Source organism: Cellulomonas shaoxiangyii, from assembly GCF_004798685.1.
GTDB lineage: Bacteria > Actinomycetota > Actinomycetes > Actinomycetales > Cellulomonadaceae > Cellulomonas > Cellulomonas shaoxiangyii.
Map to the genome: position 1 here is coordinate 1,773,459 of NZ_CP039291.1, position 24,564 is coordinate 1,798,022.

19 protein-coding genes are annotated in these 24,564 nt (G+C 74.0%); 16 read left to right on the plus strand and 3 right to left on the minus strand.

Going from position 1 to position 24,564, the window contains the following annotated elements; all coding sequences use genetic code 11:
• Positions 1-7 precede the first annotated feature (7 nt).
• Positions 8-475, plus strand: coding sequence for a protein-tyrosine phosphatase family protein (locus tag E5225_RS08150; protein ID WP_135971808.1), 468 nt, complete (start codon positions 8-10; stop codon positions 473-475).
• Between the two features lie 174 nt (positions 476-649).
• Positions 650-1,750: an amidohydrolase family protein gene (locus E5225_RS08155; RefSeq protein ID WP_166435853.1), complete on the plus strand. Its 1,101-nt coding sequence runs from the start codon at positions 650-652 to the stop codon at positions 1,748-1,750.
• Here the strand turns inward: E5225_RS08155 and E5225_RS08160 are convergent.
• From E5225_RS08160 to E5225_RS08170, 3 genes are all read right to left on the minus strand, one after another.
• Positions 1,687-1,980, minus strand: a complete 294-nt coding sequence (locus tag E5225_RS08160; protein ID WP_135971810.1) for a DUF1272 domain-containing protein — start codon at positions 1,978-1,980, stop codon at positions 1,687-1,689. The two genes, E5225_RS08155 and E5225_RS08160, sit on opposite strands and share 64 nt — an antisense overlap.
• 148 nt (positions 1,981-2,128) lie before the next feature.
• A complete protein-coding gene (locus E5225_RS08165; RefSeq protein ID WP_135971811.1) occupies positions 2,129-2,959 on the minus strand; it encodes a hypothetical protein in 831 nt (276 codons plus the stop codon).
• On the minus strand, positions 2,956-4,638 hold the full coding sequence (locus tag E5225_RS08170; RefSeq protein ID WP_135971812.1) for a bifunctional lysylphosphatidylglycerol flippase/synthetase MprF: 1,683 nt from the start codon (positions 4,636-4,638) through the stop codon (positions 2,956-2,958). Before E5225_RS08170 ends, E5225_RS08165 begins: the two co-directional genes overlap by 4 nt.
• 164 nt (positions 4,639-4,802) lie before the next feature.
• Here E5225_RS08170 and E5225_RS08175 point away from each other — a divergent pair, with 164 nt between their 5' ends.
• From E5225_RS08175 to E5225_RS08240, 14 genes are all read left to right on the plus strand, one after another.
• A complete protein-coding gene (locus E5225_RS08175; protein WP_135971813.1) occupies positions 4,803-5,825 on the plus strand; it encodes a LacI family DNA-binding transcriptional regulator in 1,023 nt (340 codons plus the stop codon).
• Positions 5,822-6,829 carry a LacI family DNA-binding transcriptional regulator gene (locus E5225_RS08180; RefSeq protein ID WP_135971814.1) on the plus strand — a complete coding sequence of 336 codons (1,008 nt, stop codon included), beginning with the start codon at positions 5,822-5,824 and terminating at the stop codon, positions 6,827-6,829. Before E5225_RS08175 ends, E5225_RS08180 begins: the two co-directional genes overlap by 4 nt.
• Positions 6,830-7,172: 343 nt before the next feature.
• Positions 7,173-8,828, plus strand: a complete 1,656-nt coding sequence (locus tag E5225_RS08185; RefSeq protein ID WP_135971815.1) for a type 2 periplasmic-binding domain-containing protein — start codon at positions 7,173-7,175, stop codon at positions 8,826-8,828.
• Between the two features lie 105 nt (positions 8,829-8,933).
• Entirely contained in the window at positions 8,934-9,917 is a 984-nt protein-coding gene (locus E5225_RS08190; RefSeq protein ID WP_243738005.1) for an ABC transporter permease, read from the plus strand.
• Positions 9,918-9,943: 26 nt separating this feature from the next.
• Complete coding sequence (locus E5225_RS08195) at positions 9,944-10,852, plus strand: carbohydrate ABC transporter permease (protein ID WP_135971816.1); 909 nt, start codon at positions 9,944-9,946, stop codon at positions 10,850-10,852.
• A complete protein-coding gene (locus E5225_RS08200) occupies positions 10,852-11,532 on the plus strand; it encodes a YesL family protein (RefSeq protein WP_135971817.1) in 681 nt (226 codons plus the stop codon). Before E5225_RS08195 ends, E5225_RS08200 begins: the two co-directional genes overlap by 1 nt.
• Before the next feature lie 83 nt (positions 11,533-11,615).
• Entirely contained in the window at positions 11,616-13,655 is a 2,040-nt protein-coding gene (locus tag E5225_RS08205) for a glycoside hydrolase family 31 protein (protein ID WP_208012426.1), read from the plus strand.
• A gap of 123 nt (positions 13,656-13,778) precedes the next feature.
• Positions 13,779-16,139 (plus strand): beta-L-arabinofuranosidase domain-containing protein, encoded by a 2,361-nt coding sequence (locus E5225_RS08210; protein WP_243738007.1) that lies wholly within the window; start codon positions 13,779-13,781, stop codon positions 16,137-16,139.
• Positions 16,140-16,687: 548 nt separating this feature from the next.
• Positions 16,688-16,777, plus strand: a complete 90-nt coding sequence (locus tag E5225_RS08215) for a potassium-transporting ATPase subunit F (RefSeq protein ID WP_135971818.1) — start codon at positions 16,688-16,690, stop codon at positions 16,775-16,777.
• The gene (gene kdpA, locus E5225_RS08220; protein ID WP_135971819.1) at positions 16,777-18,450 is read left to right on the plus strand and encodes a potassium-transporting ATPase subunit KdpA; all 1,674 of its coding nucleotides are present in this window, start codon (positions 16,777-16,779) and stop codon (positions 18,448-18,450) included. The genes E5225_RS08215 and kdpA overlap by 1 nt, the downstream gene beginning before the upstream one ends.
• 2 nt (positions 18,451-18,452) lie before the next feature.
• A complete protein-coding gene (gene kdpB / locus E5225_RS08225) occupies positions 18,453-20,615 on the plus strand; it encodes a potassium-transporting ATPase subunit KdpB (RefSeq protein ID WP_135971820.1) in 2,163 nt (720 codons plus the stop codon).
• 44 nt (positions 20,616-20,659) lie between these two features.
• Positions 20,660-21,274 (plus strand): K(+)-transporting ATPase subunit C, encoded by a 615-nt coding sequence (gene kdpC / locus E5225_RS08230; protein WP_135971821.1) that lies wholly within the window; start codon positions 20,660-20,662, stop codon positions 21,272-21,274.
• A gap of 2 nt (positions 21,275-21,276) precedes the next feature.
• Complete coding sequence (locus E5225_RS08235) at positions 21,277-23,799, plus strand: DUF4118 domain-containing protein (RefSeq protein WP_135971848.1); 2,523 nt, start codon at positions 21,277-21,279, stop codon at positions 23,797-23,799.
• Positions 23,796-24,509, plus strand: a complete 714-nt coding sequence (locus tag E5225_RS08240) for a response regulator (protein WP_135971822.1) — start codon at positions 23,796-23,798, stop codon at positions 24,507-24,509. Before E5225_RS08235 ends, E5225_RS08240 begins: the two co-directional genes overlap by 4 nt.
• The last annotated feature ends 55 nt before the right edge of the window (positions 24,510-24,564 follow it).

A 24,564-nucleotide genomic window follows, 5' to 3' on the forward strand; every position in this document is an offset into this window, starting at 1 on the left:
GCCTGCCATGAGTTCTGGAGCCGCGTGGGACAGCGCGGAGGCCGGGGTCGTCACCTTTCCGTCCGGTGCGCGGATCCGTGGCCGTCGGGTACGCGACTTCCGCGACATGACGACGCTGCCGGACCTGGCCGTGATCCTCTCCGGGACGCGGCCGCGTCACCGGATCGGTACGGACACCCGGTGGATACGGTGGCCCGACTTCTGGCTGCCCGTCCGCCCGGCTGACGCGAGAGCCGTCCTGGACGAGGCGCGCGCGGCGGCGTCGACGTCGCGCGTCGACGTGGCGTGCCGCGGGGGTGTCGGCCGTACGGGCACCGCCCTGGCCTGCATCGCGGTTCTGGACGGCGTCCCTGCCTCGGCCGCCGTGCAGCTCGTTCGTCGTCAGTACGACGCTCGCGCCATCGAGACACCCTGGCAGCGGCGGTACGTGGCGCAGCTCGCGCGGGAGACACCGCGTCGGGGGCACGGCGCGTAGGCGTGGACCGGCGCCGGGCGCCGTGGGCGGCTGGCTAGAGTTCCGCCGCGGAGGCGCCGCACCCCCGCGCGGCGAGAGACGTTGCCTGAGGACCTCGTGCTGACCGGAGCTCGCGTCTGGTCGGACCCGGATGCGGCCGTCTCGGAGCCGCGGTCCGTCGTGATCCGGGACGGGGTGATCCGGACCACCGGGTCGTCGGACTCCGTGCCGCGATCGGTGCGTCGGCTCGACGTGCGTGGGCGCGTCGTGACGGCGGGGTTCTGGAACTGCCACGTCCACCTGACCGGGCAGCCGTGGCTGCGGTCCCGTACCGGCAGCGCGCCGGACCTGCAGGCCGCCCTGGACGACATGTTCCTGCGCCGGGGCTTCACGCAGGTCCTCGACCTGGCGTCGAACCCGCTGACGACCCGCGCGCTCGTGCGCCGGATCTCCACCGGAGAGCTGCGCGGCCCGGAGATCGTCACGGCGGGCAACGGCGTCCGGCCGTGGCGCGGCATCCCGTTCTACGTCGCCGCCGACCTGCCCCGCTACCTGCACGCGCTGATGCCGGGACCGGCGACCCCGCTGGCCGCCCGGCTGGTGGTCGCGGCCCAGGCGGTCGCGGGCGCGGGCGTGACGAAGCTCTTCACCGGGTCCTACGTCACACCGACCCGCGTGAAGCCCATGCGCCTGGCGGTCGCGCGGGCGGCGGCGTCCGAGGCGCACCGCCGCGGCATGCGGGTCTTCGCCCACCCGTCGAACCGCGAGGGCACGTCGGTCGCACTGCGGGCCGGGGTGGATGCCCTCGCGCACGTCCCGGACGAGACCGACGGCACGGAGTCGTTGCTGCGCGAGGCCGCCGCGGCGGGTGTGCGGGTCGTGCCGACGCTCCACATGTTCGCCTCGACCGTCACCACCGACGAGGCCTACCTGGCGCCGATCCGGGGCGCGCTCCGCGGCTTCGTCGATGCCGGCGGTCGGGTGCTCTTCGGCACCGACGTCGGCTACATGTCCGACCGCGACACCCGCGGGGAGCTCGAGGCGATGCACGCCGCCGGCATGAGCCCGTCCGACCTGCTCCGGTCGTTGACGGTCGAGCCGGCCGAGTTCATGCGCCGACCGGACCTGGGGACCGTCGAGCCGGGCATGCGCGCGAACCTGACGGTGCTCGCCACGACGGAACCGCCGACACCGGCGGACCTCGCCCACGTCGCCGCGGTCGTCCGGGACGGTCAGGTCGTGTACGAGCGCGACACCTCGTCCGCGGCCGGCGCCGGGGCCGACCCCGGCCCGTGAGCGCAGGGCGACACCGTGCGGCGCGTGGCCGCGGGGTGGCGCAGCAGGGCGTCGGGCGGGCGGACGGGACGGCGCTCGAGCGTCCCGCCGCAGTTGGGGCACGCCCGCGCGGGGAAGCGGTCGACGCAGTCGGCGCACCAGGTGCACTCGAACGTGCAGACGTAGGCGTCCGTCGCGTCGGGCGGCAGGTCGCGGTCGCAGCACTCGCAGCCCGGTCGGATCTCCAGCACGGTCCCTCCCTGGTCCGGTGACCGGGACGCTACGCAGCGGCGACCCGTCCGCGCGCGCCGCGCGGTGCGGATGGCAGGAAGCACGCTGCGGCTGGCAGTCGCGGCCCGGGTCCAGGGGTCGGCGGCGGCAGGGAGGTCGCCGGGACGCTCACCCGCCGGGCGGCGGTGCCGCGGGCTCCGGGGCCTCCGCGGCCGCGTTCGCCGGGCTGGTGGCCAGCAGGACGCACCCGGCGACCGCGGCGAGCACGGCCAGGACCGCGGCCCAGGCCCAGCCGGCGCGGACCACGTCCCCGAGCACGGCGACCCCGACGACGCCCGGGACGAGCACCTCCACGACGGACAGCAGCGCGGCGACCGGCCCGACCGCACCGCGCTCCAGCGCGCGCAGGTAGCCCAGGACGCCGACGGCCCCGCACCCGAGGACGACCAGCGCGAGCGGCTGGAGCACCGCGTCGAGCAGGTCCCCGGACGCGTGCGCGGCGCGGGCGGCGACGGCCGCGCCGGAGTACCCGAGCCCGGCGAGCGTCGCGAGCGTCCACGCCCCGCCGCGGCGGTACGCCACGGCGAGCGCCGCCGCGAGCACGACCGTGGCGCCGAGCATGACCGTCGTGAAGCCGTCGGGCGGGCGGACCGCGGGCTGCTCGCCCGCCGCCCCGGCGAGCACCGCGAGCGCACCGACGACGACCACCACCGCGACCCCGTCCCGACCGCGCAGCCGCGCGCCGAGCGCCACGGGTGCGAGCAGCACCACGACGACGACCGACGAGCCCTGCACGGCCTGCACCACGAACAGCGGCAGGCGGTCGAGCGCGAGCAGCGACAGCAGGAAGCCCGTGCCGTCGAGCAGGAGCCCCAGCACGGCGAGCGGCTGCCGCACGACGCCGAGGCCGGCCGCGCGCCGCGCGGCCACGGCCTGCAGGACCGTGCTCACGCCGTAGGCGAGCGCGGCCCCGACGGCCGCCGCCAGCGACAGGATCACGACGGCGTCCCGCGCGGCGCGAGGAAGCGGCCGATGACCGGGATCTCCGTGACGCCTTCCGCGCCGGCCACCGCCAGGGCCTGCGTCGCGACGTACTCGGCGGGGTCCAGGACCAGGTAGCGCGGCGTCCACGACGGGTCGAACTTCTCGTTGAACGCGCCGAGCGTCGCGGCCTGCGTGCCCTGGGACAGCCGGCGGAGCAGCTGGCGCGCGAGCTCGTCGAGGCGGGACCTGCCCTCGCCCTCGAGCACGTCCCGCAGCACCGCGAAGTTCAGGCCGAGCCCGCGGCAGCCGCGTCGGCGCAGCTCCTCGACGGTCGCGACGATCGTCTCCTCGACGAGCCCGTTCGGCGCGCCCTCGTCGGTGCGCCGGCGCATCACGTCGAGCGACCAGCCGTCGATGTCGCGGGCCGGCACCCACTGGCAGAACGCGTCCACGCGGCCGTCCGGTGCGCGCGTCACCGACAGGAGCAGGCCCGTGTCGAGGGGGTCGAACAGCCGGGACAGGGTCATCGAGAACCCGCGTTCCTGCTCGCCGCGGCGCGACTCGTCGCTCATCGCCGCGATGGCGTCGCGCAGGTCCGGCGCGAGGTCCACGGGGTCGTGGAACGTGGTGACGTAGCCCAGGCGCACGATGCGTCCGACGGACTGCCGCAGCGACTTGTGCGCCCGCCCGTGGAGGGTGAACGTCCGGCAGTCGACCGTGGCCTCGTCGCCGAGGTACAGGGGACGCAGGCCGCTCGCCTCGTACACCGGCAGCCAGTCCGCGGACGCCGCGACCACCGACACCGACCACCCCGCCTCCTGCGCGTGCTCGAGGAAGTCGGCCCACGCGCCGACCCGCTCGTCGGGCGGGCCGATCGGGTCGGGGGAGACGAGGCAGACGCCCCCGCGCACGGCGTGCGCCACGACCGTGCGACCGCTGACGAACCAGTCCTTGTCGTCCCGCAGCGCGAAGTAGTCGAGCGTGCCGCCGCCCCACTGCTCCACCAGCGCACGCGCGCGCTCGCGCTCGGCGAGGTGCGCGCCGGCGCCGAGGGGCACCGGTCGACGCGGGGAGAGCAGCGACCAGAACAGCGTCACGAGGAACAGCACCGCGAGGCCGGTGACTAGCGGGTTCCCCACTCGCCCCCACGCCGTGCGGTCGGCCGCGTCCGCGCGCCCGGTGGCCGGCGCCCACGCCGACGCCGCCACGGCCACCGCCGCCAGGACCACGGCGGCCGCGCTGACGAGCACCGCGAGGCGGACGGCACGCCGCGTCGGCAGGACGGGGAACGCCCGTCCGTGCGCGGCGAGCCAGAGCGCCCCCACCGCGACCACGACCGACTCGACGACGTGCAGGCCCTTGGTCAGGTGCAGGGCCGCGCTGACGCCCAGCACCGCGAGCGTGCCGCCCCAGGCGAGCCTGCTGCCCGTGCGCAGGCCCCGCGCCGTCAGGAGCAGCAGCGTCGAGACGAGGAGCAGGGCGGCCCGCGAGGTCACCGGCACCAGGCCGGGCAGCACCTCGCGCACGACGGGCAGCTCCTGCCACAGCGGCCGGACGAGGGCCGACAGCACGCCGAGCACCGCGAGCAGCAGCGCCGTCCGCGACGCGACCACGCGGACGCGCACGTCGGCGCGGTGCCGCGCCAGGGCGTCGGGTGCGGTGCGCGGGAGCAGCGCCCGCCGCGCATCTGCCATCGTCCACGCCCCCCGACGCGGCACGCACCCTGCCGGCGCGCCGGACGCCACCGACGCTACAGCCGGCCCCCGTGCCGAGCCCGGCGAGCAACGGCGCGTCGTGCCGGGGGACCCGCACCGTGGAGCGCCCGGACCGACGCCGGGGCGCCACCTATGCTTTGGCGGTGTCCCCGACCGCTCGAGACGTGGCCGCCCTCGCGGGCGTCTCGGTGAAGACCGTCTCCCGGGTGGTGAACGGCGAGCCGCACACGCGGCCGGAGGTCGTGCAGCGGGTCACGGCCGCCATGGCCGAGCTCGGCTGGACACCCAGCGCCACGGCCCGCAGCCTGCGCACCCGCAGGACCGGGCTGGTCGGCATCGGCGTCGCCGAGCTGCGTCGGCCGTACCTGGCCACGCTCGTGGAGGCGCTCGTCGCGGAGGCGGACCAGCGCGGCATCCCCGTCGCGGTGGAGCCGACGCACGGCGACCCGGACCGCACGGCGGCGCTGTTCGCCGCCCGGGGGCGCGTGTTCGACGGGCTCCTGCACATCGGCCCGCTCGCCCCGGGTGTCGCCACGCAGGGCGCGCTGACGGACCGGCCGGCCGTCGTCATCCAGGGCGGCGCGGCCGTCCGTGACGTCGACCGCGTCGACGAGGACGTCGAGGCGGCGGTCTCCCTGGCGGCCCGGCACCTGGCCGTCATGGGCCGGGGACGGCCGGTGCTGCTCGGCGGCGACCGTGCGCGCCGCCCGGGCGAGGACCCCGTCGTGCCGTCGGCGGCCATGCGCGCCGCGCTGGCCGACGCGGGGCTCGACGCGTCCGACGTGCCGCTCGTCGCGATCGACGGCGTGGCGGACCGGCACGCCGGTGCCGACGCCGCCGGCCGCGCGGTCGTCGCGCACCCCGCGCTCGACGCGCTGCTGTGCGTGAACGACGAGGTCGCCCTGGGGGCGCTCGCCGCACTCAGCGCGCTCGGCGTCGACGTCCCGGGCCAGGTCGCGGTGATCGGGCACGACGACCTCGACGACGGGCGCTTCTCGACGCCGTCCCTGACGACCATCGACCCGGGGCCGGCCCGGCTCGCGCGCGTGGCGCTCGAGCTGCTCGGCGAGCGGCTCGCCGGACGGGGGCCGGAGCAGGCCCGCGCGGTCACGCTGCCCGTGCACCTCGTGCGGCGCGAGTCGACGCTCGGCGAGGTCGTGCCGTGAGGCGCCCGACCCTGGCCGACGTCGCGGCGGTGGCCGGGGTCTCGGCCAAGACGGTCTCGAACGTGCTCCTCGGCCGCGACGGCGTGTCCGAGGCGACCCGCCAGGCGGTGCTGGCCGCCGTCGCGGAGGGCGGCTACGAGGTCAACCTGGCCGGCCGCGGCCTGGCGTCCGGTCGCACGGGACGCGTGGCGGTCGTCGTGCCGAACGTCTACCAGCCGTACTTCGCCGAGATCGCCGAGCGGCTCATCCTCGCGCTCGAGCAGCACGGGTTCACCACGATGCTGCGCATCGGGCACGACGAGGCGGCGGAGCGCGAGGCCGTGCTCGGCAGCCGGACCCGCGACGTCGACGGCGTGATCTTCTGCCCGCACTTCGTCATCCAGCCCGGCGACACCGCGACGCCCCAGCGTCCGGTCGTCCAGCTCGGCGGCGGAGCCACGTCCCGCTGGGACTGCGTCGTCATGGGGGAGCGCGAGGGCGCGGAGGCGATCACCCGGCACCTCCTGGAGACCGGGCGCCGACGCATCGCGCTGGTCTGGAACGCCGGGCACGGCGGCGCGCCGAGGGACGACCGGTTCGCCGGCCACCTCGCCGCGCTGGCGGCGTACGGCGTGCCGCACGACCCGTCGCTCCTCGTCTCCGGGTCGGACTGGGACCGGCGTGCGTCGGGGTACGAGGCGATGGTGGCGCTGCTGCGGTCGGGGGCGTCGTTCGACGCCGCGATGTGCGTGAACGACGCCATCGCGGCCGGTGCGCTGCGCGCGCTGCGGCGCACCGGCGTCCGGGTGCCGCAGGACGTCGCGGTGACCGGCTTCGACAACACCGACGAGGGCGAGTTCACCGTGCCGGCGCTGTCGTCGGTCAGCCCGCAGCAGGAGCAGATGGTGGCGAGCGCCGTCGGCATGCTGCTCGAGCGCATGGCGGGCCACACCGGCCCTGCCCGCGAGGTCCGCACCGGCGCGGACCTCGTCGTGCGCGCCTCCTCGGCGCCGCGCCGACCGTAGCGGCCCGCGCGCACGCCGCTACGCCGCGGCGGGCGGTGCCCCGACGGTGCGGTGCCACCGCATCCGGTTCCGGGTCCGGGGTCCGGTTCGCCCACCCCGCACCGTCGGCGGAGCGCCGGTCGCGACGCGCGCTTGTCTCGTAGTTGACAACGCTGAACCACGCACGCCACGATCGCCCTGCACGTCCGCGGGCCACGGCTCGCACCGCAGCACCTGCAGCCCCGCTCCCACCGGCACCACGCCGCCCGAGCCGCACCGGCACCGTCGCCGGCTGTGGCGGGCGTGGCCGCCGCCGACGGGTCGCCGCAGCCGCATCGCCCGGCTCGTCTCAAGGAGGAGACCCATGGCCCGCAGCACCCGTCCCCGCTGGTCCCGGTCGCCGGGCCAGGCGCCCGGCCGCCGAGCGTTCACGTCGACCACGGCGGTCGTCGCCGCCTCCACCCTGCTCCTCGCGGGGTGCACGGGCGGCGGGGACGACTCCGCCGACGGGTCGGGAGACAGCTCCGGTGGCGGAGAGCTCACCATCCTCGTCGTCAAGCACCCGCTGACCCGCGCCATGGAGGACATGGCCTGGGTCGCCGAGCTCGAGAAGGCCGCCGACGTCTCGATCACCTGGGAGGAGGTCAGCGCCGACTGGGACCAGAAGAAGTCGACGATGCTCGCCGCGGGCGACACCCCCGACCTCATCATCGGCGGCAACGCCATCACGGACTCCGACCTCGCGACCTTCCGCTCGCTGTTCGAGGACCTCAGCGACGACATGGACGCCCTGCCGAACGTGCAGGCCATGTTCGAGGAGGTCGACGGCGTCAAGGAGATGGCCACGCAGGCCGACGGCTCGGTCTACGCCCTGCCGAGCTGGAAGGAGTTCTGGCCGCAGGCGATCACCCGGCAGTACATCAACCAGCAGTGGCTGGACAACCTCGGCCTCGCCACGCCCACCACCTGGGACGAGCTCTACGACGTGCTGCTCGCGTTCAAGGAGCAGGACGCCAACGGCAACGGCGACCCGGCGGACGAGATCCCGATGGACTGGTCGCCGGTGACGACGACCGGCTACGGGTACTTCCAGCCCACCGCGCTGCTCGGGAGCCTGGGCCTGCCCATCACGGGTGGTGGCGGCACGGGGTACTTCGTCGAGGACGGGCAGGTGGGCAACTTCCTCGCCGACGAGCGCTGGAAGGAGGTGCTGACGTTCCTCAACCGCGCCTACGCGGCCGGGCTCGTGAACACGAACGTCATCACGCAGGACTACTCGGCCTACCAGTCGATCGGGCGCGGCTCGGGCGACACGGCCGCGGTCGGCTTCAGCTGGGGCTGGACGGCCTCCGACCGCTTCGGTGCCCAGCTCGCGCCCCAGTACGCGTCCATGGCGCCGCTGCCGGCCGAGGCCGGCCAGTCCGAGCCCGTGACCTGGAGCTACGACTTCGAGAACCTGACCCCGAACCACGTCGTCGTGTCGGCGCAGACCGACGCGAAGGACGCGGCGCTGCGGGTCGTGAACGAGTTCTACGGCCAGGACATGTCGATGCAGGTGCTGTTCGGCGACTTCGGCACGAACGTCGAGAAGGCCGGCGACGACGCGTACGAGGTGCTGCCGCCCGCGGACGGCACGAGCGACCCGTCGACCTGGAAGTGGACGTCGACGCTGGCCGACGGCGGCCCCCTCTGGATCCGCTCGGGCATGGACGTGACGCTGCCCACCGACCTCGCCGAGGCCGTCGAGCAGAGCGCGCCCCTCGCGGACGCCGTCGCGAACGTCGACGCCGACGAGGACGTCCTGCCGCCCTACCTCAAGATGTCGACCGAGGACCTGAGCACGATCGCGCTCAACAACTCCACGATCCTCAACATCAGCCAGACGAAGTTCGCCGAGTTCGTCACCTCCGGCGGGATCGAGGCCGGCTGGGACGACTACGTGGCCCAGCTCGAGGCGTCCGGGCTGGAGCAGAACGTCGAGCTGTACCAGAAGTACTACGACGAGGCCGGCCAGGGCTGACCCACGACCCCGGCGTGGTGGCGGGCGACCCGCCCGCCACCACGCCGCGCCCGGCAGGTCCGCAGATCCGCGACGGAGCGGATCGCAACAGGAGGTGGTGGTGTCGTGGCGGTGACCCTCGACGAGACAGCGGCGAGCGTGCCGGGGTCGACGCCGGTCCGTGCGCTGGTGCGCGGCCGTCGGCGCAGGACGCTCACGGGGCACCTGCGCAGCACGTGGCAGCTGTGGCTCATGCTGACGCCGGCCGTCGTCGTGACGGCCGTGTTCGCGTACTTCCCGATGTACGGGATCCAGCTCGCGTTCCGGGAGTTCGACTTCGCCGCCGGCCTCACGGGCGGCAAGTGGGTCGGCTTCAAGTACTTCACGCAGTTCTTCGAGAGCCCGCTCTTCTGGGACCTGATCCGCAACACGGTGATGATCAGCTTCACCACGCTGCTCGTCGGGTTCGTCGCGCCGATCGTGCTCGCGCTCACGGTGAACCAGATCGTGGGCCCGCGGCGCAAGCGGTTCACGCAGACCGCGACCTACCTGCCGCACTTCATCTCGATCGTCGTGGTGGTCGGCATGCTGCAGGTCTTCCTGTCGCCCACGTCCGGCGTCATCCCGAACTTCCTGGGCCTCTTCGGCGTCGCCGAGCAGAACTACCTCGGGGACCCGGGATCGTTCGTGCCCGTGTACGTGATCTCTGAGGTCTGGCAGCACTGCGGGTGGAACAGCATCATCTACCTCGCGGCGCTGTCGAGCATCGACACCCACCTGTACGAGGCCGCGCGCGTGGACGGCGCGAGCCGCCCGCAGATCATCCGGCACATCGACCTGCCGGCCCTCGTCCCGACGATGGTCGTGCTGTTCATCCTGAACATGGGCGGTGTCCTGAACGCGGGCTTCGAGAAGATCTTCCTGATGCAGAACCCGCTCAACCTGCCGGTCTCCGAGGTCATCTCCACCTACGTGTACAAGATCGGCATCCTGCAGAGCCAGTTCAGCTATTCCACTGCCATCGGCCTGTTCAACACGGTCATCAACTTCGCCTTCCTGGTGCTGACGAACCAGCTCGCCAAGAAGTTCGCGAACACGAGCCTGTGGTGACCGTGCGGACAACCGGGAGGACGACCATGAGGACCATGTCCCTGCGTCGCAGGACACCGGGCGACCTGCTGTTCTCGATCGCCCTCGGCACGGTGGTCGTGCTGATCCTGTTCGCGACGATCTACCCGATCTACTTCGTGACCATCGCGTCGGTGAGCGACCCGACGATGGTCGCCACCGGAAAGGTGTGGCTGTTCCCGCAGGGCTTCAGCACCTTCGGTTACGAGCAGATCCTCGCCGACGAGCGCATCTGGACCGGGTACAGGAACACGCTGCTGTACACGGTGGTCGGCACCGCCGTGAACCTGGTGGTGACGCTGCCGGCGGCGTACGCCCTCTCGCGCCGGGAGTTCGCGCCCCGCAGGCCGCTGATGCTCTTCTTCGCGTTCACGATGTTCTTCAGCGGCGGCCTGATCCCCACGTACCTGCTGTACCGGGACCTGAACCTGCTGGACAACTGGCTGGTGTTCGTCATCCCGTCGGCGCTGAACGTCTACAACCTCATCATCGCCCGGGCCTTCTTCGAGAACTCGCTGCCCGAGGAGCTGTTCGAGGCCGCGACGCTCGACGGCGTGGGGTACCTGAGGTTCTTCGTGTCCATGGCGCTGCCCCTGTCCAAGGCCATCATCGCGGTGATCGGCCTGTACTACCTGGTGCAGCACTGGAACGACTTCTTCACCGGCCTGATCTTCGTCCGGGACTACGACAAGCAGCCGCTGCAGATCGTCCTGCGCGACATCCTGCTGTCCAACCAGGCGTTCGCCGGCGGCGCAGGGGGAGCCGGCGGCTCGGGCGGCGGGGCCTACGCGCAGCAGTTCGCTGACCAGATCAAGTACGGCGTCATCATCGTCTCCACGCTCCCCGTGCTGCTGGTCTACCCCTTCATCCAGAAGTACTTCGAGAAGGGCGTCATGGTCGGGTCGGTGAAGGGCTGATGGGACGCCTGGTCGGCTGGCACGCGCGCGCCGGCGAGCTCGGGGTCCGTCTGCTCGTGCTGCACCTGCTGTGGATCGCGTGGACGCTGCGCGGCGGGGTGGTGCTCGGCGTGTTCCCGGCCTCGGCGGCCGTGCACGCCGTGGTCCGGCGCGACGCGGTGCACGGCGTCGGCGACCGCGGCCACCGCGCCGTCCGGGCCGAGTTCCGTGCCGCCTGGCACGCGGAGCTCGTCCCCGCGAACGTGCTCGGGTACACCGTCGGCGCCCTGTGGGCGGTGCTCCTGCTCGACCGGCGGGTGCTCGGGGTCGTCGACCTCGGGCTCGCCGGCCCGGTGCTGGCGGGCCTGCTCACGCTGCTGACCGTGGTCGCGTTCGTCATGACGGCCGCGCTGCCGGTGCTCGCGTCGCACTTCGCCGAGGGGCCCGTCCGGCTGCTGCGCCGCGCCGCGGTGCTCGTCGTCGCACGGCCCTGGCAGGCGCTGGCGAACGCCGTGGTGGTCGGGGTGGTGCTGTCCGTCTACTACGTCGTGCCCGGTCTGGTGCCGGTGTTCGGCCTCGCGCTGCCCGCCTGGCTGTCCTTCGCCACGCTGTGGGGGAGCGGGCTGCTCCCGGCACCGGCACCTGTGCCGGCGCGTGCAGCCGACCCCGCCCTCGTCGGCGCGGCGCCCGTCCCCGCCTGAGGCGCGGCCCCGCCGCCCCGCCCGACGACCTCACTCATCAACCACCGCGCCGGACCGCCCGCGCGTGGGAAGGACGCAGAACCGTGACCCACCCGTTCGACGTGCACGCCGCCACCCTCGTCTGGCGCGGCGACGGCGAGACCCTCGTCGTCGAGCCCTGGGGGCGCGACAGCGTGCGCGTCCGCTCGGCGCTCGGCGACGTCGTCGACGCCGACTGGGCGCTGCTCGTGCCGGACCCCGAGGCGCACGTCGGCGCGACGCTCGCCGTCGACGGCGCGACCGCCACGCTGACCAACGGCCGCATCCGCGTGGTCGCCACCGCGACGAGCGGGAAGGACTGGCAGACCGGTGCCGTCGTGCACGACTGCCGGCTCGCGTTCGAGGACGCCGACGGCCGGCCGCTCTTCTCCGAGGTGCCCTCCGGCGGGGCGCTCAAGGTGCGGGCGCGCACGTACCGGCCGCTGCCCGGCGGTGGCGTGCGGGCCGGGCTCGCGCTGCAGTCACCGGACGGCGAGCACCTGGCGGGGATGGGGCAGTACCAGCAGGACCTGGTCGACCTCAAGGGCTGCACGCTCGAGCTGGCGCACCGCAACTCCCAGGCGAGCGTGCCGTTCGTCCGGTCCAGCGCGGGCTACGGGTTCCTCTGGCACAACCCCGCGGTCGGCCGCGCGACCTTCGCGGCCAACCGCACCGAGTGGACGGCGGAGAGCTGCCGCCAGCTCGACTACTGGGTGACGGCGGGCGAGACGCCGGCCGCGATCAGCAGCCGCTACGCGGAGGCCACCGGGCACGCGCCGATGATGCCCGAGCACGGGCTGGGGTTCTGGCAGTGCAAGCTGCGCTACTCCAGCCAGGAGGAGCTGCTGACCGTCGCGCGCGAGCACGTGCGCCGCGGCCTGCCGCTGGACGTGATCGTCGCCGACTTCTTCCACTGGCCGCACATGGGGGACTTCCGGTTCGAGGACGAGTTCTGGCCGGACCCGGCGGCGATGGTCGCCGAGCTGCGCGAGCTCGACGTCGAGCTGATGGTCTCGGTGTGGCCGCAGGTCTCGCTGGAGTCGGAGAACTTCGCCGAGATGGCCCGGCGCAACCTCCTGGCCCGCACCAACCGCGGCATCGACGTGCAGATGTGGTTCGGCGGCCCGAGCAGGTTCGTGGACGTGACCAACCCGGCCGCGCGCGCATACCTGTGGGACCGGTGCCGGGAGGGCTACGCGCGCCACGGGATCCGGCTGTTCTGGCTCGACGAGGCGGAGCCGGAGTTCGGGGTCTACGACCTCGACGCGTACCGGTACCACGCGGGCCAGGCGCTCGAGGTCGGGAACCTGTACCCGCAGGCGTTCTCGCGCGCGTTCTGGGAGGGCCAGACCGCCGACGGCGAGACCGACGTCGTGAACCTCGTGCGCTGCGCGTGGGCGGGGTCGCAGCGGTACGGCGCCCTGGTGTGGTCGGGCGACATCCACTCCGACTTCCCGACCCTGCGCCGCCAGGTCGTGGCCGGCGTGCACATGGGCGCCGCCGGCATCCCGTGGTTCACGACCGACATCGGCGGGTTCGGCGGCGGCCGCACCGACGACCCCGCGTTCCACGAGCTGCTGGTCCGCTGGTTCCAGGTCGGCACGTTCCTGCCGGTCATGCGCCTGCACGGCGACCGGGCCCCGGCGAGCCCCGTGCGGGCGGCGGACGGCTCCGAGCGCAACCCGACCGGCGCCGGCAACGAGCTGTGGTCGTTCGGGGAGCCCGTGTACGACGTCCTCGAGCGCTACGTCCACCTGCGCGAGGAGCTGCGGGACTACACCCGCGACCTCATGGCCGCCGCGCACACCGACGGACAGCCGGTCATGCGCGGGCTCGCGCACGAGTTCCCGGACGACCGGCACGCGTGGGACGTCGCGGACGAGTACCTGTACGGGCCGTCCCTGCTGGTCGCCCCGGTGCTGGAGGCGGGCGCCACGTCCCGGGCGGTCTGGCTGCCCGCGGGTGCCACGTGGACGTCGCTCGTGACGGGCGAGGTGCACGAGGGCGGCCGCTGGGTCGACGTCGCCGCGCCCCTGGCCACGATCCCCGTCTTCGCCCGCGACGGCGCCCTGACCCACCTGGTGGGGCGCGTCCCGGCGGCCTGACCGCCGCGTGCGGCGCGCCGTCGCTACCGTCGCCCCCATGTCCCGGCACGGCCCGCCACGCAGCGCGGCGCCGTCCCACGTCCGTCGCCGTCCGCCCGCGACCACTCCCCGGAGGATCACCCCATGCAGCAGCTCGACGTGCCGCGCGACCCCGCGTCCGCGGCGGGCGCGGTCCCGCCCGCCCCCGGCCGGCGCACGGCGCGGGTGCGCACCTTCCCGCTCGCGGACGTCCGGCTCCTGCCCGGGCCCTGCAAGGACGCCCAGGACGCCGACGTCCGCTACGTGCTGACGCTCGACCCCGACCGGCTGTGCGCGCCGTACCTGACGGAGGCGGGGCTCCCCGCGCCCGCGCCCGGCTACGGCAACTGGGAGGGCGACGGCATGGGTGGCCACATCGGCGGCCACTACCTCTCCGCCTGCGCCCAGCTGTGGGCGGCCACCGGCGACGAGCGGCTGCGGCAGCGGCTCGAGCACGTGCTCGACGTCCTCGGGCGCTGTCAGGAGGCGCTCGGCACCGGGTACCTGGGCGGCGTGCCCGGGGGGGCGCGGCTCGGGGCGGAGCTCGCGGCCGGTGTCGTCGACGCGGACACCTTCAGCCTCAACGGGCGCTGGGTCCCGCTGTACAACCTCCACAAGACCGTCGCCGGCCTGCTCGACGCGGCGACGTACGCCGGCTCCGGCCGTGCCCTGGCCCTCGCGACGCGGTGGGCCGACTGGTGGCTGTCGGTGAGCCGGGCCATGCCGGACGACGCGTTCGAGGAGATGCTGCACACCGAGTTCGGCGGCATGGCCGACGCGTTCGCGGCGCTCGCGGAGGCCACCGGTCGCGCCGACCTCCTCGCCGAGGCGCAGCGGTTCGCGCACCGCCGGCTGCTGGAGCCGCTCGTGGACGGTCGCGACGAGCTCGACGGCCTGCACGCGAACACGCAGATCGCGAAGGTCGTCGGGTACGCGCGGCTCGCGGCGCTCACGGGCGAGACCGGTTACGCCGACGCCGCGGACACGTTCTGGCGGACGGTCACCCAGGGCCGGACGGTGGCGATCGGCGGCAACAGCGTCCGGGAGCACTTCCACCGCGCGGACGACTTCACGGCCATGGTCACCGAGCGTCAGGGCCCGGAGACGTGCAACACGTACAACATGCTGAAGCTGACCGCGCTGCGCTTCGAGGCCACCGGCGACGCCGCGCTGCTCGACTACTACGAGCGCGCGACCCTCAACCACGTGCTCTCGTCCGAGCACCCGGAGCGCGGCGGGTTCGTGTACTTCACGCCGCTGCGGCCGGGGCACTACCGCGTCTACTCCCAGCCGGCGACGTCGATGTGGTGCTGCGTCGGGTCGGGGATGGAGAACCACGCGACGTACGGCCGGCTCGTGTACTCGCGCGTCGACGGGGACCTCGCGGTGAACCTCTACCTCGGTGCCGCGCTCGACTGGGCGGAGCGCGGGCTGTCGGTGCGGGTCGAGGCGGACCTGCGCCGGTCCGACACGGCCGTCGTGCACGTGCGGGCGGCGGCGCCGGTGGACCTCGGGCTCCGGTTGCGGCGCCCGGGCTGGGCCGACGCGATGGAGGTCGAGGTCGACGGCGAGCCCGCGGACGCCACCGAGGACGACGGGTACCTCGTGGTGCGCCGGACGTGGTCGGGGGAGGCCACCGTGACGGTGCGCTTCACCACCGGCCTCGTCGCCGAGCCGCTGCCCGACGGCTCCCCGTGGGTCGCCTACCGGTGGGGCCCGGTCGTGCTCGCGCACCGCGACGGGCACGACGCGCTGGACGGCCTCCTCGCCGGCGAGGAGCGGATGGGTCACGTCGCCGCCGGTGCGGTGCGCCCGCTCGCGGACACGCCGGTCGTCGTCGCCCAGGGCGACCCCGTCGACGCCGCCGTCCTCCTGCGACGCGACCCGCTGACGGTCGGCCTCACCGTCCGGACCGCGGGCTCCGACGCGCCGGCGACCGTGCACCTGGAGCCGTTCACCGACGTCCACGACGCGCGGTACACCGTCTACTGGCCGGTCGGCACGGACGCGGACGCGCGTCGCGCCGAGCTCGCGGCGCTCGACGCCGCCGAGGCGCCCGAGGCCGTCGTCCTCGACGAGGTCGTCGCCGGGGAGCAGCAGCCCGAGTCCGACCACGGGTTCGCCGGCGAGCACACGCGCGCCCACGCCACCGGGGCGACGCACTCGCGCAGCGCCACCGGCTGGTTCGCGTACACGCTGCGCGACCCGGACGCGGCGGCGTCGGTCCTGCGCCTCACCTGGGTCGAGCCCGACCCCGCGGAGCCGCGCGCCCACGAGGTCCGCATCGGCGGGGCCGTGGCGCGGCCCCAGGCGGCGCTCGTGCAGGACGGCGTCCTGCACGAGGACTTCGCCGTGACCCCCGAGGCGCGCGACGCGCACGGGCAGGTGGCCGTCGCGGTGCACGGGCGGGACGGGCTCGCGACGCCGGAGCTGCTGCGGGTCCGTCTGCTGGGCGCGACCGCCTGACGCGCGCCCGCCGCCGTCTCCTCGGACGGCGGCGGCCACGCGCCGCCGCGCCCGGGCAGCGAGCACCACGTCGACCGCGAGGAACGCCGGCAGCGGGGCGCCGAACACCGGGACGACGTGCGGCGCCGGCCGACGCGCACGCCGTCGCGGCCACGATCACCGTCCGCACCGTCCGCGGCGCCCCGCACCGGGTCCGGTCCACCCGCGCACCGTGACGACGTGGTCCGGGGCTGCGGCAGATCCCGGTGGCGACTGAGACGTCTCGGACGCCACCGGGACGCCCGGCGCGCAGGAGCTCCACCGTCGGCGCACCGGCCCGTATGGCGTCCGTAAGCGACCGCGCGCACGCCGTATGGATTCCGTGAGGACGGGCTGCAGGCCGCTCACCAGGGGGTTCGATCGTCGACGGCGCCCGAGCAGGGCGCTCGGACCCACGGGTCCGTCCACCGCGGAGCGGAGAAGCACAACGTGCTCGACATCGTCTACGTGCTGGGCGTCATCGCCCTGTTCGTGATCGTCGCAGGGATCGGGAAGGCGGTGGAGAGGCTGTGATCGTCGTCGAGCTCGTCGCGGCCGCGCTCGCCGTCGCCGCGGTCGTCTACCTCGTGGTCGCACTCGTGAAGCCGGAGCGGTTCTGATGACGGCGCTCTACGCGGCCCTGAGCCTGGGGGTCGTCGTGGTGGTCCTCGCGGCGCTCCACCGGCCGCTCGGTGACTACATGGCGCACGTCTACACGACGAACGCGGACTGGAAGGTCGAGCGGGGCGTCTACCGCCTGCTCGGCGTGGACCCGCGCTCGGAGCAGACCTGGCCGGTCTACCTGCGCAGCGTGCTCGCGTTCTCGCTCGTGGGCCTGCTGCTGGTCTACCTCCTGCAGCGCACGCAGCAGTGGCTGCCGTACTCGCTGGGCCTCGGCGCGCCCTCGGAGCACCTGTCGTTCAACACCGCCGCGTCGTTCGTGGGGAACACGAACTGGCAGTCGTACTCGCCCGAGCTCACCGTGGGCTACACGGTCCAGCTCGCCGGGCTCGCGGTGCAGAACTTCGCCTCCGCCGCGGTCGGCATGGCCGTGGCCGTCGCGCTGGTCCGCGGGTTCGCCTCCCGCCGGTCCGGCACCATCGGCAACTTCTGGGTCGACCTGCTGCGCGGCACCGTGCGCATCCTGCTGCCCGTCTCGGTGCTCGCGGCGCTCGTCCTGCTGGCCGGTGGCGTCGTGCAGAACTTCGCGGGCTTCACCGACGTGACGACCCTCGCCGGTGGTGCGCAGAGCATCCCCGGTGGTCCGGTCGCGTCGCAGGAGGCCATCAAGCTGCTCGGCACGAACGGCGGCGGCTTCTTCAACGCCAACTCGGCGCACCCGTTCGAGAACCCGACGGCGTGGACCAACGTCCTCGAGATCGTGCTCATGCTCGTCATCCCGTTCGCGCTGCCGCGCACGTTCGGCCGCATGGTCGGGGACGACCGGCAGGGGTACGCGATCCTCGCGACGATGGGCACGCTGTTCGTCGCGTCCTTCGCGGCGCTCACGGCGCTGGAGTCCGCCGGCCGCGGCACGGCGCCGCAGCTCGCCGGTGCCGCCCTGGAGGGCAAGGAGGCGCGGTTCGGGATCGTCGGGTCGACGCTCTTCGCGACGACCAGCACGGGCACGTCCACCGGTGCGGTCAACTCGATGCACGACTCGTACACCGCGCTGGGCGGCCTGCTGCCCATGCTCAACATGATGCTGGGGGAGGTCGCGCCCGGCGGCGTCGGGTCCGGCCTCTACGGGATGCTCGTCCTGGCCGTCATCGCCGTGTTCGTCGCCGGCCTGCTGGTGGGACGCACACCCGAGTACCTGGGCAAGAAGATCGGCCCGCGCGAGATCAAGCTCGCGAGCCTGTACATCCTCGTCACGCCGACGTTGGTCCTCGCGGGCACGGCCCTGAGCTTCGCCGTCCCGGCCCTGCGGGGGAGCGTCGAGTCGACGTCGATCTGGAACCCCGGCGTCCACGGCCTGTCCGAGGTGCTCTACGCGTTCACGTCCGCCGCCAACAACAACGGGTCGGCCTTCGCGGGCCTCACGGCGAACACGCCCTGGCTGAACACGGCGCTCGGCGTCGCGATCCTGCTGGGGCGGTTCGTGCCCGTCGCGCTCGTGCTGGCGCTGGCCGGCTCCCTCGCGCAGCAGGACAAGGTCCCGGCCACGGCCGGCACGCTGCCGACCCACCGCCCGCAGTTCGTCGGGCTCCTCACCGGCGTCGTCCTCGTGCTGACCGCGCTGACCTACTTCCCCGTTCTCGCGCTGGGTCCCCTGGCGGAAGGGCTGATCTGACCATGTCCACTCTGACCGAGACACCCACGACCCCGCCCGTCACGGCGCGGCCCACCCCGTCCGCGACGCCGAGCGGCGCGTTCTCGTGGACGCAGGTGCGCCAGGCGTTCCCCGGTGCGTTCCGCAAGCTCGACCCGCGCCGCATGTGGCGCAACCCCGTCATGTTCCTCGTCTGGGTCGGCGCCGCCCTCACCACGGTGCTCGCCGTCGCCGAGCCCTTCCTGGGCGGCCCCGGCACGTCCGGCGGCACCGAGGTCCCCGCATCGTTCACGGCCGTCATCGCGGCGTTCCTGTGGCTGACCGTCCTGTTCGCCAACCTCGCCGAGTCCGTCGCCGAGGGCCGCGGCAAGGCCCAGGCGGACTCCCTGCGCGCGACCCGGACGGCGACGGCCGCGCACCGGGTCGGCGCGTACGACGCGGACACCGACCCCGGTGCGACCGGCGCGCGCACGGACGAGGTGTCGTCCGCCGACCTGCGGCTCGGGGACGTCGTCGTCGTCACCGCCGGGGAGCTCGTCCCCGGGGACGGCGAGATCGTGTGGGGCATCGCGTCGGTCGACGAGTCCGCCATCACGGGCGAGTCCGCTCCCGTGATCCGCGAGTCCGGGGGTGACCGGTCCGCCGTGACCGGTGGCACGCGCGTGCTCTCCGACCGCGTCGTCGTGCGCATCACGTCGAAGCCGGGGGAGACGTTCGTCGACCGCATGATCAGCCTCGTCGAGGGCGCCAGCCGGCAGAAGACGCCGAACGAGATCGCGCTGAGCATCCTGCTGGCATCGCTGTCGATCGTGTTCGTGGTGGTCGCGCTGACCCTGAACCCGATCGCGTCCTACGCGGCGAGCCCCGTCAGCGTGACGGTCCTCGTGGCGCTGCTGGTCTGCCTGATCCCGACGACCATCGGGGCGCTGCTGTCGGCGATCGGCATCGCCGGCATGGACCGCCTGGTGCAGCGCAACGTGCTGGCCATGTCGGGCCGCGCGGTGGAGGCCGCCGGCGACGTGACCACCCTCCTGCTCGACAAGACCGGCACGATCACCTACGGCAACCGCCGCGCGACGCAGTTCCTGCCGGTGGACGACGTCCCGCAGCACGAGCTCGTGCGCGCCGCCGCCGTCGCCTCGCTGGCCGACCCGACACCGGAGGGCAGCTCGATCGTCGAGCTCGCCCGCACCCTCGGCGTCGACCCCGGCACCAGCGCACCCGGGACGGTCGTGCCCTTCACCGCCCAGACCCGGATGTCCGGGATCGACGAACCGGACGGCACGCAGCTCCGCAAGGGTGCCGGCTCGGCGGTGACGGCGTGGCTCGAGGAGGACGGCCGGCTGCCGAGCAGCGTGGTCGCGCAGGTCGAGGACGCCGTCGAGCACGTCGCCGCGTCGGGCGGCACGCCGCTCGTCGTCGCCGCGAAGACCCCCGGGGCACCGGGCCGCGTGCTCGGCGTCGTCCACCTCAAGGACGTCGTCAAGGAGGGCCTCGCCGAGCGGTTCGCCGAGCTGCGCTCCATGGGCATCCGCACGGTCATGATCACGGGTGACAACCCGCTCACCGCCAAGGCGATCGCCGCCGAGGCGGGGGTCGACGACTTCCTCGCCGAGGCGACGCCGGAGCAGAAGCTCGCCCTGATCCGCAAGGAGCAGGAGGGCGGCAACCTCGTCGCGATGACCGGTGACGGCACGAACGACGCGCCGGCGCTCGCGCAGGCCGACGTCGGCGTCGCCATGAACTCCGGCACCTCCGCCGCCAAGGAGGCGGGGAACATGGTCGACCTCGACTCGGACCCCACCAAGCTCATCGACGTGGTGCGCATCGGCAAGCAGCTGCTCATCACCCGCGGCGCGCTGACGACGTTCTCGATCGCGAACGACATCGCCAAGTACTTCGCCATCATCCCGGCCATGTTCATGGGCGTGTTCCCCGGGCTCGGCGCCCTCAACGTCATGGGCCTGAGCTCGCCGTCGTCCGCCGTCCTGTCGGCGATCGTCTTCAACGCGATCATCATCGTCCTGCTCATCCCGCTCGCGCTGCGCGGCGTGCGGTACCGGCCGCTCGACGCGTCCGCGACCCTCGGCCGCAACCTGCTGATCTACGGCGTCGGCGGGATCGTCGCGCCGTTCGTCGGCATCTGGCTCATCGACCTGGTCGTGCGCCTCATCCCCGGGTACTGACGCCAGGCCCCGGTACCGACCAGTCGGCAAGGAGACATCGCACCATGAGCACCAGCACACGCAGCACCGGACGCGTCCTGTGGGTCGCCACCCGCGCCATGATCCTGTTCACCCTCGTCCTCGGGGTGGGGTACACCCTGCTCGTCACCGGCATCGGGCAGCTCGTGCTCCCCGCGCAGGCCGACGGCTCGCTCGTCCGGGACGGCGACGGGCAGGTCGTCGGCTCCGCGCTGATCGGCCAGCCCTTCACCGACGCTGACGGTGCCCCGCTGCCCGAGTACTTCCAGCCCCGGCCCTCCGCCGCCGGCGACGGGTACGACGGGGGCGCGTCGTCGGGCTCGAACCTCGGGCCCGAGAACGAGGACCTCGTCGCCGCGATCGAGGAGCGGCGCGACCAGGTCGCCCAGCTCGAGGGCGTCGACGTCGACGACGTCCCGGCGGACGCGGTGACGGCGTCGGCCTCGGGTCTCGACCCGCACGTCAGCCCCGCGTACGCGGCCCTCCAGGTCGAGCGCGTCGCCGACGCGCGCGGGATGAGCGCCGGTGACGTCGAGGCGCTCGTCGCGCGGCACACTGAGGCCCGGGCCCTCGGCTTCCTCGGTGAGCCCGTCGTCCACGTGCTCGAGCTCAACATCGCCCTCGACCAGATGCAGAGGTGACCATGGGTCGCGGCCGGCTCCGCGTGCTCCTCGGCGCGGCACCGGGCGTGGGGAAGACCTACGCCATGCTCGAGGAGGGCCGGCGCCTGCGCGACGAGGGCAAGGACGTCGTGGTCGCGGTCGTGGAGACCCACGGCCGCGCCGCGACGGCCGCCCTGCTCGACGGGCTCGAGGTCGTGCCGCGCCGGACCGTCGAGCACCGAGGCGTCACGCTCACGGACCTCGACCTGCCCGCGGTGCTCCTGCGTCGTCCTGACCTCGCGCTGGTCGACGAGCTCGCGCACAGCAACGCGCCGGGCCTCGAGCACGAGAAGCGGTGGCAGGACGTGGACGCCCTGCTGGACGCCGGCATCGACGTGGTCTCGACGGTCAACATCCAGCACATCGAGTCGTTGAACGACGTCGTGGAGAAGATCACCGGTGTGGTCCAGCGCGAGACGATCCCCGACGGGGTGCTGCGCGCCGCGGACCAGATCGAGGTCGTCGACCTGGCCCCGCAGGCGCTGCGCGACCGCCTCTCCGGCGGCTACGTCTACCCCGCCGAGCGCATCGACGCGGCGCTGTCGAACTACTTCCGCCTGGGCAACCTCACCGCGCTGCGCGAGCTCGCGCTGCTGTGGCTCGCCGACGAGGTCGACGCCGCGCTGCGGCTCTACCGGACCGAGCACGGCATCGACAGCACGTGGGAGGCCCGGGAGCGCGTCGTGGTGACGCTGACCGGCGGCCCCGAGGGGGAGACCCTCATCCGCCGCGGCGCCCGGATCGCGGCCAGGTCCGCGGGCGGGCAGCTGCTCGCGCTGCACGTCGCGAGCCAGGACGGGCTGCGCGGGGCGACCCCCGGTGCGCTCGCCCGCCAGCGTGCGCTCGTGGAGCAGCTCGGCGGCACGTTCCACCAGGTCGTCGGGGACGACGTCCCGCGTGCGCTCGTCGACTTCGCGCGCGGCGTCAACGCGACGCAGCTCGTGATCGGCGTCTCCCGCCGGGGGCGCCTGGCCGCGGCGCTGAGCGGCCCCGGCATCGGTGCGACGGTGACGCGCGAGGCCGGCAACATCGACGTGCACATCGTCAACCACTCCGCGGCCGGTGGCGGGTTCGCCCTGCCTCCCGTCGGCGGCGCGCTGACCGTCCGGCGCCAGGTGGTCGGCTTCCTGCTCGCGCTCGTGGTCGGCCCCCTCCTGACCTGGCTCCTCGTCGCGTCCCGCGGCGAGGAGACGATCATCAGCGACGTCCTGGCCTACCAGCTGCTGGTCGTGGTCGTCGCCCTCGTCGGCGGTGTGTGGCCGGCCGTGTACGCCGCCGTGCTGTCCGGCCTCACCATCGACTTCTTCTTCATCGAGCCGTTCCACACGGTCACCGTCGCCGAGCCCTTCCACCTGCTCGCCCTCGTCCTCTACGTCGTGATCGCGTGCCTCGTGAGCTTCGTGGTCGACCGCGCCGCGCGCACCACGCGCGCGGCGCGCCGCTCGGCCGCCGAGTCCGAGGTGCTCGCGACCGTGGCGGGCAGCGTGATGCGGGGTCAGGACGCCGTGCAGGCCCTGGTCGACACCGCGTACCGCGCCTTCGGCACGGACGGTGCCCGCCTGGTCGCCGCCGGTGACGTGCTCGCCGCGCACGGCGACACCGGCGGTGCGCCGTCGACCACGATCGCCGTGGGCGACGACGCCCGGCTCGAGCTCTTCGGACCCGACCTGCCCGCCTCCGAGCGGCGCCTGCTGCAGGTCATCGCCGCGCAGCTGGAGGCGGCGCTCGAGCACACGGACCTCGCGCAGGTCGCGAGCGAGGTCGACCAGCTCGCGGCCCTCGACCGGGTCCGCAGCGCGCTGCTGTCCGCCCTCAGCCACGACCTGCGCCGTCCGCTCACGGCCGCGACGGCCGCGGTCAGCGGGCTGCGGTCGACCGCCGGGCACGACGGGCTCTCCGCCGAGGACCGCAGCGAGCTGCTGCGGACGGCCGACGAGAGCCTGACCTCCCTGGCCGGGCTGCTGACCGACCTGCTCGACGTGAGCCGGCTCGAGGCGGGCGTGCTCGCGGTGGCGCGCACACCGGTCGAGGCGGTCGACGCGATCCTGCCGGCGCTCGACGAGCTCGCCCTCGGCCCCGACCGCGTCGAGCTGGACCTGGACCTGGACGTGCCCGCGGTGCTGGCCGACCCGGTGCTCCTCGAGCGCGTCGTCGTCAACCTGCTCGCCAACGCCCACCGGCACGCGCCGCCGGGCACACGCGTGCGCCTGACGACCAGCGCGCTCGGCGCGAGCGTGGAGATCCGGGTCGTCGACCACGGTCCCGGGATCCCGACGGAACGACGGGAGGACGTCTTCGTGCCGTTCCAGCGCCTCGGCGACACCGACAACACCACCGGCCTCGGGCTGGGGCTCGCGCTGTCCAAGGGCTTCGTCGAGGGCATGGGCGGGCGCCTCACGCCCGAGGACACACCGGGCGGCGGTCTCACGATGGTCGTCTCGCTCCCCGCGGTGGCGTCCGGACCTGCTGCCGTGGCGGACGCCGCGTCGGAGGTGGCGGGGTGAGGATCCTCATCGCCGACGACGACCCGCAGATCCTGCGGGCCCTGCGCATCACGCTCACGGCACAGCGCTACGAGATCGTCACCGCCACCTCGGGGGCCCAGGCGATCGCGCGCGCGATCGACCAGCGCCCGGACCTGTTCATGCTCGACCTCGGCATGCCCGAGCTGGACGGCATCGACGTGATCCACGCCGTGCGCGGCTGGTCCGACGCGCCGATCCTCGTCGTCTCCGGACGCACCGGCGCGTCCGACAAGGTCGCCGCGCTCGACGCCGGCGCCGACGACTACGTGACCAAGCCCTTCTCCATCGAGGAGCTCCTGGCCCGGATCCGGGCGCTCACCCGGCGCATCGCGCACGAGGACGCCGACCCCGTCGTCACGTTCGGCGACGCGACGGTCGACCTCTCGGCCCGCAGCGTGACGCGCGGGGCGCCCGGCCAGCAGACGCACGTCCGCCTGACGCCGACGGAGTGGAAGGTGCTCGAGCTCCTGCTGCGCCACCCCGGCAGGCTGGTGACCCGGCAGACGCTGCTCACCGACATCTGGGGCTCCCAGCACGTCAGCGACACCGGGTACCTGCGGCTGTACATCGCGCAGCTGCGCAAGAAGCTCGAGCAGGACCCCGCGGCGCCGAGGCACCTGCTCACCGAGGCGGGGATGGGGTACCGGTTCGAGCCGGGCACCGCGGCCACGGCGGGGGAACCCGCCTAGGGGGACCGGACCACCGGTCCGCACCCCGGACGGGGTGCGGACCGGCGCCCGGGAC

What these genes read in the sequence shown, in the direction of transcription:
- E5225_RS08200 (WP_135971817.1), top strand. Translation starts at nt 10,852, where the DNA reads ATGGGACGCCTGGTCGGCTGGCACGCGCGCGCCGGCGAGCTCGGGGTC.
- E5225_RS08210 (WP_243738007.1), top strand. Translation starts at nt 13,779, where the DNA reads ATGCAGCAGCTCGACGTGCCGCGCGACCCCGCGTCCGCGGCGGGCGCG.
- E5225_RS08195 (WP_135971816.1), top strand. Translation starts at nt 9,944, where the DNA reads ATGAGGACCATGTCCCTGCGTCGCAGGACACCGGGCGACCTGCTGTTC.
- kdpC (WP_135971821.1), top strand. Translation starts at nt 20,660, where the DNA reads ATGAGCACCAGCACACGCAGCACCGGACGCGTCCTGTGGGTCGCCACC.
- E5225_RS08185 (WP_135971815.1), top strand. Translation starts at nt 7,173, where the DNA reads ATGGCCCGCAGCACCCGTCCCCGCTGGTCCCGGTCGCCGGGCCAGGCG.
- kdpA (WP_135971819.1), top strand. Translation starts at nt 16,777, where the DNA reads ATGACGGCGCTCTACGCGGCCCTGAGCCTGGGGGTCGTCGTGGTGGTC.
- E5225_RS08235 (WP_135971848.1), top strand. Translation starts at nt 21,277, where the DNA reads ATGGGTCGCGGCCGGCTCCGCGTGCTCCTCGGCGCGGCACCGGGCGTG.
- kdpB (WP_135971820.1), top strand. Translation starts at nt 18,453, where the DNA reads ATGTCCACTCTGACCGAGACACCCACGACCCCGCCCGTCACGGCGCGG.
- E5225_RS08150 (WP_135971808.1), top strand. Translation starts at nt 8, where the DNA reads ATGAGTTCTGGAGCCGCGTGGGACAGCGCGGAGGCCGGGGTCGTCACC.
- E5225_RS08170 (WP_135971812.1), bottom strand. Translation starts at nt 4,638, where the DNA reads ATGGCAGATGCGCGGCGGGCGCTGCTCCCGCGCACCGCACCCGACGCC.